Genomic DNA, 13050 nt, shown 5'->3' on the forward strand with positions numbered 1-13050 from the left:
CGCAGAATCTAGCGCGGCATGTGCCGCCATATTGGGCGCGGTACAAGCCGCATGACCCACGCGAGGCCCTGCAGAGCCCGAGGAATCCACACGGTGCGCGAACGCGGCTTACCGCGCCGTGCATCGCGGTCAATGCAGCCGACAACTGCCTCGGCCACATCTGCTGGTCGTACAGAAAGCGGGGCCGGCTTCATTCCTTCGGTCATGCTGCCGATGACAAAGCCAGGGCGCGCGGTAATAAGGCCTACCTGGCTGCCGTGCAGCTTGTCCGCCAGCCCCTGACAGAAGGCATCAAGACCGGCCTTGGTAGACCCGTACACGTAGTTTGCCCGGCGGGCCCGCCAGCCTGCTATCGAGGAAAAGGCGACGATATGGCCGCGGTGCATACGCTGGGAAACGAGTGTAAGCAGTGAAATCTGCGCGGCATAATCGATTGTGGCGATGTCGACCGCGTGGGAAGCATCGCGTTCCGCCCGCTGCTGATCGCCCAAGATGCCAAAGGCGACGACAGCAAGCTCAAGGGGGCCTGCCAGCTCTATGGCACGCTCAACCACACCGGTGTGGGACGGAAAATCTGCGGCGTCGAAATCAAGCAGATGGACGCTGCGCGCACCCGCCGCCCGGAGCCGGCCTTCCACGCCTTCCATACCGTGGGTGCCACGAGCGGCGAGCACAATGTCTTGGCCTGGGGCTACTCTCCTAGCGATTTCTCCGCCGATATCGCTACGGCCACCCAGAATTAGTACGCCAGCCATTAACGGACGTCACGCGGAGCTTGGTTGAGGGACTCGTAGCCATCGTTGGTCAGCACCACGATGTCTTCCAAGCGCATGCCCCACTTGCCTTCCAAGTAAATACCCGGCTCAATGGAAAAGGCCATGCCCTCTTCCAAGGCGAGATCGTTGCCTTCCATGATGAAAGGCTCCTCGTGCGTGGACAGGCCGATGCCATGTCCGGTGCGGTGGACAAAGTAGTCGCCCCAACCGGCTGCCGAGATCGCCTGGCGGGTGATGGCATCGATGTCTGCGGCGGTGCTGCCGGGGTGGGCTGCGGCGCGGGCGGCAGCTTGGGCGTCGGCAAGCACGGCATAGGCATCCTGGAAATCCTGCGGGGCCGTGGACATATCCCCGCCCACTACGTAGGTGCGGGTGCAATCGGAGTGGTAGCCGGAAGGCAGAGTGCCTCCGATATCGACGACCACCGGCTCACCTTCAGCCAACACGCGATCCGAAAAGCTATGGTGCGGGTTGGCGCCATTCGGGCCCGATCCGACGATGACGAAATCGATAACAGAGTGCTCCTGCAGGATGAGCTTTTCCAGTTCGTGGGCCACCTCGGCTTCGGTGCGGCCGGCCTGCAAAAGCTGTGGAACTTGCGCGTGGACTGCGTCGATGGCATGGCCAGCCTTGCGCAGCTCAGCAATCTCAGCCTCATCCTTGCGGGTAAAGAGTTCGGCCAGCGCGTAAGTGGCCAGTTCATAGCTGGCGTGTGGAAGCAGCGCTTGGAAACGCAGCACGTGGTCTGCAGTCAGCGACTGTCCCAGCGCTACCTTGCCTAGTCCGTCGCCTGCGCCACGCAGTGCAAACTCATAAGGATTTTCTCCGTCATTCCAGCCACGCAACTCTACATCCAGCTCACCTACTGGAGCAGCCTTGATATCGGTGATATCGGTATTGGGCGCGGCGATCCATGCATTGCCCTGCTGCGGCACAACCAAGACCGTCAAACGTTCGTGGGAAGAGACCCAGGAGCCGGTGAGGTAGGCAAAGTCTGGTCCCGTACCAATGAGGAGCAGATCGATGCCCTTGTCTGCAGCCGCCTTTTGTGCGGCGTGCAGACGCTGGGCGTAGACATCAGCGGAAAAAGTCTGAGTATCAGTCATGCCCCAGAGTCTACTCGTCCGCGCCGCGGATATTAGGCGCCAATGGCTACGACACCGCGCTGAATCGCGTCGATGGCTCGGCGGGCGTTGCGTTGCATTTCGCCGTCGTACCCCGTTTTAGCCACTTGTTGCAGCAGGTCGATGACTTGGCGGCACCAACGGACAAAATCACCCGGGGTGAGTTCGGCCCCGGCTTCATTGGCCGCAGCCATGCAGTAGCCCAAGGGCGCCCCGGCCGCCCATTGGTGTACAGCCAAAGCGAATCCGGCCTCTGGTTCACGGGTGGGCGGCAGCCGATGGCGCTGCTCATCAGCGGTAAGTTCGGTGTACACGCGCCACGTGGCATTCATAGCGTCAGCCATGCGCTCGGTGGCGGCTTCCGGTTGCCCACTGGTGGCCTTGCGGTTTTCGAAACAGCACAGGGAGGCAACGCCGGCAAGCTCAGCGGGATCGAGTTCATCCCAAATTCCGCGCTTGAGGCATTGGGCGACGAGCAGATCGGATTCGCTGTGAATTTTGGCAAGGCGTTCGCCTTCTTCGGTGACGACCGGCGTGCGGTCCGCGCCAGCCCCGGTGAACTCGACGTAGTCCATCTCAGCGAGGAGATCCACAATGCGCTCGAAGGTGCGGCCCAAGGTATCCGTAGCCTTATTGACCTTGGATTGCAGCTTGTCCCGATCACGCTCGCGCCGTGCAAGCTTTTGCGCCAGGCCCGCCAGCTGTTCGCGGTCAGTAGCCGGCCAATCGTGAGCTGGATGACCACGCAGTGCGTCGCGCAACTGCCCCACTCGCTTATTAGGCCGGGCGCGGGTGTGCGACTTCATGCGCTTAGGACGGTCAAAGTGTTCGCGGTGCAAGACATCCTGCACATATCGGGTATTGCGGCGCGGATTCTTGCGCACCGGCTTGGGGATCTTGATGCTACCGACTTGGATCGGTGGGTTATTGATTCCGGCTGCATCGATACGTCCCGACCACCCGGACTCAGTGGTAATCCACGGGCGGGGATCCGCGGTTTGGTTAGCGGGAGTAACAACCGCGGCGAGAATTGGACGCTTCTTGCCGGGCATGGCAATAACATCGCCCAGCTGCAGGCGTCCCAGTACCGCAATCACCTCTTGGTTGCGCTGGTTGGCACTATCGATCTTTGATTGCTTTTCCTCAACCGTGAGCTCGCGGCGCAGGCGGACATAGTCCATGAGAACCTCGGCGGGATCTTCCCCGTCTTTAGCAGGTGGTGCAAGCGACGCCACGGCATCATCGAGCTGGTTGCGCAGTTCTCGCACGCGATGCTCGGCGCGTTCAATCTCGCGAGTTTCCTCCACGACGGAGCCATCGGCTTGGAACTGTGCGAAGGACTTTTCCAAAAGGCGGAGAGATTCCTCGAAACCAAGCATGCCCAGCAAATTGATCGCCATATTGTAGCCCGGTGCAAAAGTGGAAATGAGAGGATACGTACGGGTAGAAGCAAGGCCAGCTACTTGACGCGGATCCATGGCGGGGGCCCATTGCACTACTGCATTGCCCAAGGTATCGATGCCACGGCGTCCTGCCCGGCCAGTCAGCTGCGTGTACTGGCCTGGGGTGAGATCGACGTGCACCTCACCATTGAACTTGATGAGCTTTTCTAGCACCACGGTGCGCGCCGGCATATTGATGCCGAGAGCAAGCGTTTCAGTAGCGAACACGGCACGGACGAGGCCGCGTACGAATAGGTCTTCCACGATGTGCCGGAACGCGGGCAGCATGCCCGCATGGTGTGCGGCAAAGCCACGCGACAGGGCTTCGCGCCAGCGCTTAAAGTCTAGGACCTGCAGATCTTCTTCAGGGATACCTTCCACACCCGCATCGACAATGTCTTTAATCTGCTGTGCTTCCTCTTGGGAGGTAAGCACCATGCGGCTGCGCAGGCACTGATAGAGAGCGCCATCGCAGCCTGCACGGGAGAAGATGAAGGTGATCGCCGGAAGCATGTCCTGCGATTGCAATACCTTCAATACCTCTGGGCGGCCCAAGGGGCGATAGCGATCCTGCTGCCGGGCGGCGCCGGAGCGTCCCCTTCCCTTACCGTGGAATTCGCTGCGTCCGCCGCCCTTGTGACGGGCGCGGGCGCGAAAACCTTTGCTGGACTTATAGTCCGCGCGACCATCGTCCGTATCGCCGGCTTCGAGGCGCTGGATCCTACGCTCTAGCTCGGCGTTGACCTGGCCGCCAGATTCTGGCTCGAAGAGCGGATAAATCTTGCGCCCCAGCATCATCCATTGGTCGAGCGGAACTGGGCGGTGTTCGGAGACGATGACGGTGGTATCGCCGCGCACGGTAGAAAGCCAATCGCCGAATTCTTCCGAATTGGACACGGTAGCAGATAGGCCAATGATGGAGACATGATCCGCGAGGTTGAGAATGACCTCTTCCCACACAGCACCGCGGGAAGCATCGGCCAAAAAGTGGATCTCATCCATGACCACGTGGGTCAAGCGATCGAGGGCCGCGGATTCTGCGTAAATCATATTGCGCAGCACCTCGGTGGTCATGACGACAATCTCTGCATCAGAGTTGATCGATACGTCACCGGTGAGCAGGCCTACGGCCTCTTCACCATGCTCTTCCACCAAGTCGTGGTACTTCTGGTTGCTCAAGGCTTTAATTGGCGTCGTATAAAAGCACTTGGTTCCCCGGCTCAGCGCCAAAGAGACAGCAAATTCGCCCACGATGGTTTTGCCGGCGCCGGTCGGCGCGCAGACCAGTACGCCATGACCGTCTTCCACGGCCTGGCAGCCCTTTACCTGGAACTCATCCAACGGGTATGGCAGGGCTGCGGTAAAAGAATCCAGATGAGTTTCAGTCATGACTCCCCAGGCTACCCGTGCCTAGAGGACATCGTCGAAAAAGCCGCCGCTGGTCGACGAAGTCCCACTGGCACCAGTGCTCCATGTCTGCTGCGGCTGCTGCTGTGCCTGTTGTACTGGCTGTGAAACGGGCTGAGAGGGGCCCGGTGAAGGGTTTACTCTGCTCGGCGCCTCGACAGGGGTTGGCCCGCCTATGGCTCCTGGTCCAGCGGCAAGCGGCGAAGCAGTCTCATCATCGAGATCCATCCACTCGGGGCGTTCGCGCTGCATGCGCTTATCGTGGATGCGGCAGAACTGGAATGCAAGCTCCAAGAGAAATATCAACGAGCCGGCAAGAACCAACATCGAAAAAGGCTCTTGGCCTGGGGTGATAATGGCAGCGAAAATCATCACGACAACAATAATGATCCGCCGCTTATCCTTGACATGCACGTATTCGAGCACGCCTAAGAGGTTGAGTGACACGATAAGCAGAGGAATTTCAAAGCTAATGCCGAAGATAAGCAGCAGGGCCAAGAGGAAATAGAAATAGCGTTCACCTGTCAGGGCAGCAGTTTGGTACTCGACACCGATGCCCATGAGGAATTCCAAGCCCACGGACAAAATAAAGTAGGCAAGAACGGCACCGGCAACGAATAGGCTCACTGCGGCCGTAAGAAAGCTTAACGTGTAGCGGCGCTCGTTCTTATGGAGACCAGGCACAATGAAGGCCCAGACCTGATACAGCCACACCGGAGAAGACAATACGGTGCCAGCCAAGGCACCTACTTTTAGGCGCAACAGGAGCATTTCAAACGGGCTGGTGGCCAGTAGTCGGCACTCGCCGTCCGCACTGAAGGAGGCGCGCTTATCTGGGGGCAGCGCACAATACGGCTCTCGTAGAATTTCGCCCAACGGAGACAGCCCGAATGGCGCTCGTTGGTACCAAATGAAGCCAATGATGGCGCCGACGACGACTGCCAAAACGGCGATGATGACGCGGCGGCGCAGCTCCTGTAGGTGCTCCACCAAGGTCATCTCCCCGGTAGGGTTCTTCTGCTTGCGCGAAAAGCGCAGCTTACCCTTCACGCTCTTGCTTGCTTTTTGGGGAGATAGAGGCTGTGACTGTGACGACATCAGTGTGGCTCTTTCAACGCAAAGAAGCGAACACTTCCCTACTGCACGGATTGCGGGGGCATATCCGCGCGCTGCAGGGGTGTTCGCGCGACGACAGGTTAGGGGCGTTTACTGCTGAGTATTGGTGTTGCTCTGCTGACCCGGTTGCATGTCTGGGCGGTTCCAGAACTCCTCATCAGACTGCTTCTGGTTCAGCTGTGCCTGCGCCTGAGAACGCTGGGTGTCCTCGGACTGCATCTCATTAACTTCAGACTTGAAGATGCGCATGGAACGGCCCATAGAACGTGCCAAGTCCGGCAACTTCTTCGCGCCAAAAAGCAACACGATAACGAGTACGATCAGGCCAATTTCCATAGGTCCTAGGCTCATGGAGAAACCTCTTTCAACTAGTGCACCAGCATGCCGGGAAGCATCACCGCCAACTTATCTGCCGGCGGGCGGGCGCAGTAAACGGGCAAGTAACTGGCTACTGAGTATAGCCGCTCAACGCGGTGTTTCCTCGCTCCGCAATGAGGTTTACCACGGATTGAGGAGCCACTACCCGCAACCTATCAGCTTGACCAAGGGCAAAGCGAATAAGCCAATCTACTGATCCCATTGGCATCGTCGCAGCTACTTCCCCATTTCCTAAGTCTTCACCCAAGCGCATATCGTAATACTCAGCTAGCCACGTGAATTCTTGGTTAATTGCTAGTTGCACGGTGTCCCCATCGCCCAAATTAAAGGGTGAAGAGGCATCAAAGTCGAGGTCTTTCAGGTGCGGCTGGGATTTTTCCTCCACGATACGAGCCTTACTAATGCGGTCGATGCGGAAAGTGCGATGCGCTTGCTTTGCTTCCTCCCAAGCGGCCAAGTAGGGCTCGGAATCGACGATGAAAATACGGGCTGGATCCACCACCCTCTCGGATTCAGCATTTGAAGAAGCGCTCCAGTAACGCAGCCGTACCCGCTTTCTCTCATTGACTGCCTGGGTCAAAAGCGCCTGGATATCAGTCTCTTCAGGGGCTGGAGTAGACAACGACTCATAGATGGCGACTGTCTTTTCATCCATGATGCCGCGCAGCTTAGCGGCGGCGGATTCGACCGCATGGGCGTCGATTAGCCCGGGCATCGCCTGCAAAGACTCCAGGGTGAGGAGCAAGGCGCCTGCTTCAGTCGGGGTTAGCCGTAGTGCCTGGCTTAAGCCTTGATCATTATGGATGGTTACCCCATCGCGATAGCTGAAGGAGAGATCGATGAGGTCCTCGGTATTGCGCCCCGTGCCGGAGCAAAAGAGGCGATCGAGAGCTTCCTTCAGCTCGCCGGGATCCATGCCTAAATCCTTGGCCGCTTCCATAGGCGTCTTGTCGGGATGATTTTTAAAGTACGGAATCAGGTTCAAAGAGCGCACGAGCGCCTGGAGCTTCTGCGATCCATCAGCCATGACTAGCGTCCTTCCTGCGGATGTGCTGCCCTGCGCAAAAGGGAAATGACCTCCTGGCGCACCTCGGCTGGTTCTATCACTTGTACTTCCGGCGCATACCCGGCCGCGGTGCGTACGAGCCAGTCCTTATCCACCTTATGCAGCAACACCGTGCCATCGGCTTGTTGCTCGCCGGCATCTAAAAGCTCGCGCGCCTGCCCCTCTGGGATGACGAGGCGCGCATTAACCTTTTCTCCTCGCTGCAGTGCACGCTCTACCAACACCTGCAGGTCTTCAGTTGGGCTGGTGTGCTCCGCAGTGTCGCGTGAGCGTTTGATGTCAGAAACGCGGAGGGCGCGAAAGACGCGCGGGGCGTTTCGGTCCACATCGAATCCCACGAGATAGATGTGACTGTCACGGTTGACCAGTCCCCAAGGATCCATGACGCGGCGTACCGGCTCAGTAGCCGGATTAGCACGGTAGGAAAACGTAATGCGGAGCTGATTGCGCACCGCAGCGAGAACCGAGGTAATGATTTCCGGGGCAAGTCGCGTGATGTCATTGACCGCCGTGTATACCGGTGCGCCTGCGAGGTTGCGCGAGGCGCCGCTGGCGGCAATCTTGGTCCAACCGGACAAGGAGAAATCGCTCAGGCCTCCGGTTGTACCCACTCCCCCTGCGATGCCTAAAACCATGGCCTCCTCAGGAGAAAATTCTACCGGCGGCAGCTGGTAGCTACTCGCGTCGAGGCGATAGCGCGCCCCGTCTTCGCCGCCGGAATGAACAATGGGCACCCCGGCGCGCTGGAGGGTTGCGATATCTCGTGCCAGCGATTTGGCGAAGGCTTCGTCTGATTTATCGCCGTATCCTGCCACGTGACTGCGAATCCAGGCGGCGGTGCGATCCGGGCTACCGCCGGAATTGGCGGCGCCCTGTAGCGCGAAAGAGAGGTTGGTGAGTCTTTCTACGGCTTCATCATGCCGTTTCGGCGCGGGGTTGTGTGCTGCCACGTGGTGCGTTGTCTCCCTGGTGCGGCTCGTGTGCTTCTAGCTGTGGTGTAGACGCATATAGTCTAGCAACGCCTCGACCCGATCATCGTCGGCCACGAAGGGATTAAGTAGCTCCTCGGTGCGCGGCTCTGGGCGGTTGACCTTAAGGCGCGTCCAGTCAACCGTGACGTTGGCCCCAAGGCTACGGGCAGCGGCAAGGAACTGCCCACGCAGCGCGGCGCGGGTGGTCGGTGGTGCTGTGTCCATGGCGCGTTCGATGTCGGCGTCCGAAATCCACCGGTCAATAAGTCCCTTGCGCAGCAAGACATGGTAGAGCCCGCGGCTCGGACGGATATCGTGATAGGTCATATCAATCTGGGCGAGCTTGGGGTGGCCCCAGTGACCACCCAGCCGTGCGCGGTAGCGCTCGAGCAGTCCCAATTTAATGACCCAGTCGATTTCTCGGTCCACGCCGGAGAAGTCTTGAGTCTCAATGGCGTGCAGCGTGCGCTGCCAGAGATCCACCACGCGCCGCATTTCCGCCGTGGGAGTGCCGGCGTCTTCCCGCTTGTCCAACCACTGGCTCGCGCGCTGGCATAGTTGCTGCTGGACCTCGAGTGCGGTGACGGATCCCCCTCCTGTGAGCGGCAGTTCGGTCAAGCCCGACATATCACGTGCGATGGCGCGGATATGGTGAATTGGCTTGTCGATGTCGAATTCCGGCAACTCAAATCCAGCCTCCAGCATCTCCAAGATGAGCAGCGTGGAGCCAACTTTTAGCGCCATGGTGGGCTCGGCCATGGAGGAGTCCCCCACGATGACGTGCATGCGGCGGAAGCGTTTGGAATCGCCGTGCGGTTCATCCCGGGTATTGATGATGGGACGCGAGCGGGTGGTGGCAGAAGACACGCCTTCCCAGACCTGGTCTGCGCGTTGCGAAAGCAGGAATTGGGCAGGCTTATCGCCCTTAGCGGGCTGGATCATGCCGGCGCCGCAGATGAGCTGGCGGGTAATAAGGAACGGAAGGAGCGCCAGCCCCAAATCCTTGAGCACCATGTGGCGGCTGATGAGGTAGTTTTCGTGGCAGCCAAAAGAATTGCCAGCTGAATCCACATTGTTTTTGAAGAGGTACACTGCGCGCGGGTGTCCCTCGGCAGCAAAGGTTTGCTCCGCTTTTTCGCCAAGGCGATTGACTATCGCATCGCCGGCGCATTCATAGGCCAGAAGCTGGCTTAAGCTATCGCACTCGGCGGTGGCTACCTCGGGATGAGAGCCGACGTCGAGGTACAGGCGGCTCGCGTTGGTGGAAAAGATATTAGAAGAAGAATGTTCCTGGACGATGGGCCGGAAAAGCACGCGCGCCACTTCATCAGGGCTCAAGGCGCGTTCTCCAGGGCACGCGCTGGTGGTTAAGCCATATTCCGTCTCGATGCCCATGATGCGACGGGCGAAGACGGGACGCTGGTCACTCACCCTTACTGCCCGCCCTTTTGGACATAAGAGCGCACGAATTCCTCGGCGTTGTTTTCTAGCAGCCCATCGATCTCATCGAGCAATTCATCGGTGCCGGTGGTGTTGATGCTCAGCTGCGTAGAGGTAAATTCCTCATCTCCGGTGGAGTCATCGCCGCCATTGCCGCCAGTGACCTGGGACTGGTGAGTAGACATAGGGAGGAAGTCCTTTCTTTGGCTTCTGCCTAATTGCTTGGTTATCAATTACGGTACTCGGGCTGGATACCGCTGTCAGTGAGTCCCTGGAGGAGATCCTCCACCGTACGTGCGGTGTCGATGATCTCCTCACACTGGGCGCGGGTCAGGCCGGTGGTCTCATCCATCGGAACCGTGGCCCAGGGTGCCGCGGTTGTCTCGCCTACCCGAACGGTGAGGCTTTGCCAGCTCGCGGCGATGATGTCCTCGCCGAATTTCTGCGTCACTCGGCCGCGGAAATACGCGCGGGTATCCTCCGGAGGGGTGCTGGCGGCGTCTTCAATCTCTGCAGCGCTAAAGAGCTGCCGCATCTGACCTTTACGCACCAGTGCGTGGTGTAGCGATTTGGCAGGATCGATCTCCGCGTATTGCAGGTCAATGAGCCGCAGCTTTGGGTCTGCCGGATCGATACCTCGGTCGAGGTAGCCCTTAATCAGGCGATACTTCGCCACCCAATCCAGAAGGTGCGCCGCCTGCATCGGATCTTCCGCAAGAAGCGCGACTGCCTCGTCCCAGGCCGCGAGCACCTTGCGCTCTGCGTCGGTGCGTGGGGTGACGCGGTCTCGGTATTCGGCGAGGATTTCTAGGGCGGTGAGCTGGCGGGCGTCGGCAAGCTCAAGGCGATGCTGAAGGCTGAGATCGCGGCTGACGCGCGGAACTTCCGCCACGGCATCCTGCAAGCGGAGATCGCTAAAGTCCACCCCCTCCTCAATCGCATCGAGCACCAGCGAGGTCATGCCCAGTTTAAGCAGCGTGGAAGTCTGCGACATATTCGCGTCTCCGATAATGACGTGGAGGCGCCCATAGTCCGCGTGCACCGCATGCGGCTCATCGCGCGTATTGATGATGCCGCGATTAAGGGTGGTCTCCAGCGAGATTTCCTGCTCAATATAGTCAGCGCGCTGGGAGATCTGGAAGCCCGGCTCCTCGCCAAACTCGCCGATCCCCATGCGCCCGGCGCCGATGACTACCTGGCGGGCCACGAAAAACGGGATAAGGGCCTGCGCCATGGTGTCAAAATCCGTGGCACGGGAGTACTGATAGTTCTCGTGCGAGCCATAAGACGCGCCCTTGCCATCCACGTTGTTCTTGTAGAAACGCAAGGCAGGGCACGGGTCGTGATTGGCGAGCACGGACTTTCCTTGCTCAGTAAGCCCCGCTACGGCCGCTGCTGATTGCAGGAGCGTGGCGTCCCCTGCGGCGTCGTAAAGCGTGGCATCCCAGGCATTGGTGCACTCTGGGGCGGAATATTCTGGGTGCGCGTGGTCCACATAGAAGCGCGCGCCATTGGCCGTGACCACATTGGCCACCCCGATGGCGTTGGGATCCACCACGGGAACTGTCTGGTAGCGCTTGAGATCGAAACCGCGGGAATCGCGCAGCGGGTGCTCCTCGGCAAAGTCCCAGCGCGAGCGCGCCCCAGTGTGCAGCGCGGCATACGCTACCACCGCGTGCGTGGACGAAATGATGGGCGAATACTCCGGCAGCTCCGGGGTGGCAATGCCGTACTCGGTCTCGGTACCTACAACGCGGCTCATGCGCTCCTCCTAGCGGTCAGTAGCTCCACCCGCTCAACGCGGGCACCAGCATGGTCTTGGGAGATGATCTTGGTCCACTCCTCCGGGTTGGTGGAGGTAGGCACATACTCGGATTCGGCGCGCTCGGCCGCGATGGCCTGGAGCAAATGCTGCTTGGCGATGCCCCCACGGCGCCCGCCTATCCCCTGCTCATTGCCCGCGCGCTGTTGCAGTTCGTCCTTGATAGCCAGCTTCTTGGCGCGGGAGAGGATATTGGCAATCATCGCGCCGGAGACAAAGTCCCGGCAGTGCAATACCTCGCGCTCGCCGCTGGAAAAGTGCAGCTGCACAAAGGGGCGATCGGCATAGAGCTCATCCACCGCGGCGCCGATGAGTTCCTCCAGCGTGCCCTGGTGCGGCACGGATTGTGCAAAGTGGCGGGCAAAGATCTCGCGGGCGCCCTCTTTATTCGGCCGGTTGACCCGGATCTTGATATCCAGCCGGCCGGGACGCATGATGGCGGGATCGATGAGCTCCTCACGGTTGGTCGCGCCGATGACGATCACATTGGATAGGCTTTCTACTCCGTCGAGTTCTGTGAGCAGCTGCGGCACCACCGTGGTTTCCATATCCGAAGATACGCCTGAGCCACGGGTGCGGAAGATTGATTCCATCTCATCAAAAAAGATGACCACCGGCCTATCAGAGCTCAGCTGGGCTAATTCACGAGCGCGCTCAAAAATGAGGCGAATGCGGCGTTCCGTCTCTCCTACATACTTATTGAGCAATTCTGGGCCCTTGATATTGAGGAAATAGCTCGGCCCATCACTGCCCAACTGTTGCGCCAAGGAATGGGCCACTGCCTTGGCGATGAGCGTCTTACCGCACCCTGGCGGGCCATAGAGGAGGACGCCCTTAGGGGGCTGTAGCTCGTAGTGGTGGTAGAGGTCCGGATGGATAAACGGCAGTTCTACGGAATCGCGGATCTGGGAAATCTGCTCATCCAGCCCGCCGATGTCCTCGTAACGCACATCAGGGACCTCCTCAAGGGAGAGCTGGGAGACCTCCGTCTTTGCCACCTTTTCCAGCGCGACGGCAGCCTTGGGATCAACCAGCACGATTTCTCCTGCTGCCACGCGGGTTTCCTCGCGCAGTGTCTGCGATAGCAGCACCACTTTTTCCTCGCCAGAGGAATTTGCCACGATGAGGCGTTGCTCTCCTAAGCGCTCGACCACGGTGGCGAGCTCGCCCGTGCGCTCGGGTGCGCACCCTTCCACCACTACGAAGCCATCGCCCAAGCGAACCTGCTGGCCGGCCACTAGGCTGCCTGGTTCCACATTCGGTGAGACTTTAAGCTGCATCACGCGGCCGTTGGTGTAGACCTCCGCAGTGGTTCCCACCTCGCTGTGGGTAGGCGAATAGCCTAAGAAAACGCCGTAGGTCGATGCCGGCTCAGCCAGCGCGTTAAGCTCCGCAAAAAGCTGTTCCAGCTTCCCACGCGATTCTTTTAATAAGCCCGCCAACTTCTGATTGCGGGCAGCAAGCTGGCTGATCTGCCGCTTATAGTCCGTGGCTTCATCCATGCCCAC

The 13050-nt window shown here is 59.5% G+C and carries 11 protein-coding genes; all 11 read right to left on the reverse strand.

The window, feature by feature from the left end:
- Positions 1-8 precede the first annotated feature (8 nt).
- Entirely contained in the window at positions 9-755 is a 747-nt protein-coding gene (locus MHK00_RS07345) for an SDR family oxidoreductase (protein WP_250411018.1), read from the reverse strand.
- Positions 755-1882 carry a M24 family metallopeptidase gene (locus tag MHK00_RS07350; RefSeq protein WP_250411019.1) on the reverse strand — a complete coding sequence of 376 codons (1128 nt, stop codon included), beginning with the start codon at positions 1880-1882 and terminating at the stop codon, positions 755-757. The genes MHK00_RS07345 and MHK00_RS07350 overlap by 1 nt, the downstream gene beginning before the upstream one ends.
- Before the next feature lie 32 nt (positions 1883-1914).
- Entirely contained in the window at positions 1915-4731 is a 2817-nt protein-coding gene (locus tag MHK00_RS07355; protein ID WP_250411020.1) for a DEAD/DEAH box helicase, read from the reverse strand.
- A gap of 21 nt (positions 4732-4752) precedes the next feature.
- On the reverse strand, positions 4753-5847 hold the full coding sequence (gene tatC, locus MHK00_RS07360) for a twin-arginine translocase subunit TatC (RefSeq protein WP_436232073.1): 1095 nt from the start codon (positions 5845-5847) through the stop codon (positions 4753-4755).
- A gap of 108 nt (positions 5848-5955) precedes the next feature.
- Positions 5956-6216 carry a Sec-independent protein translocase subunit TatA gene (gene tatA, locus MHK00_RS07365; protein ID WP_250411022.1) on the reverse strand — a complete coding sequence of 87 codons (261 nt, stop codon included), beginning with the start codon at positions 6214-6216 and terminating at the stop codon, positions 5956-5958.
- A gap of 97 nt (positions 6217-6313) precedes the next feature.
- Complete coding sequence (locus MHK00_RS07370; RefSeq protein WP_250411024.1) at positions 6314-7270, reverse strand: helix-turn-helix transcriptional regulator; 957 nt, start codon at positions 7268-7270, stop codon at positions 6314-6316.
- A 2-nt stretch (positions 7271-7272) separates the two neighbouring features.
- Positions 7273-8259: a helix-turn-helix transcriptional regulator gene (locus MHK00_RS07375; protein WP_250411026.1), complete on the reverse strand. Its 987-nt coding sequence runs from the start codon at positions 8257-8259 to the stop codon at positions 7273-7275.
- A 36-nt stretch (positions 8260-8295) separates the two neighbouring features.
- On the reverse strand, positions 8296-9675 hold the full coding sequence (gene pafA / locus MHK00_RS07380) for a Pup--protein ligase (RefSeq protein WP_251068532.1): 1380 nt from the start codon (positions 9673-9675) through the stop codon (positions 8296-8298).
- A 38-nt stretch (positions 9676-9713) separates the two neighbouring features.
- Positions 9714-9905, reverse strand: a complete 192-nt coding sequence (locus MHK00_RS07385) for a ubiquitin-like protein Pup (RefSeq protein WP_005329640.1) — start codon at positions 9903-9905, stop codon at positions 9714-9716.
- Positions 9906-9949: 44 nt separating this feature from the next.
- On the reverse strand, positions 9950-11482 hold the full coding sequence (dop, locus tag MHK00_RS07390; RefSeq protein ID WP_250411029.1) for a depupylase/deamidase Dop: 1533 nt from the start codon (positions 11480-11482) through the stop codon (positions 9950-9952).
- Entirely contained in the window at positions 11479-13044 is a 1566-nt protein-coding gene (arc, locus tag MHK00_RS07395; protein WP_250411031.1) for a proteasome ATPase, read from the reverse strand. The genes dop and arc overlap by 4 nt, the downstream gene beginning before the upstream one ends.
- Between the last annotated feature and the right edge of the window lie 6 nt (positions 13045-13050).

Origin of the sequence: Corynebacterium tuberculostearicum, assembly GCF_022347385.1 — a bacterium.
GTDB lineage: Bacteria > Actinomycetota > Actinomycetes > Mycobacteriales > Mycobacteriaceae > Corynebacterium > Corynebacterium tuberculostearicum_M.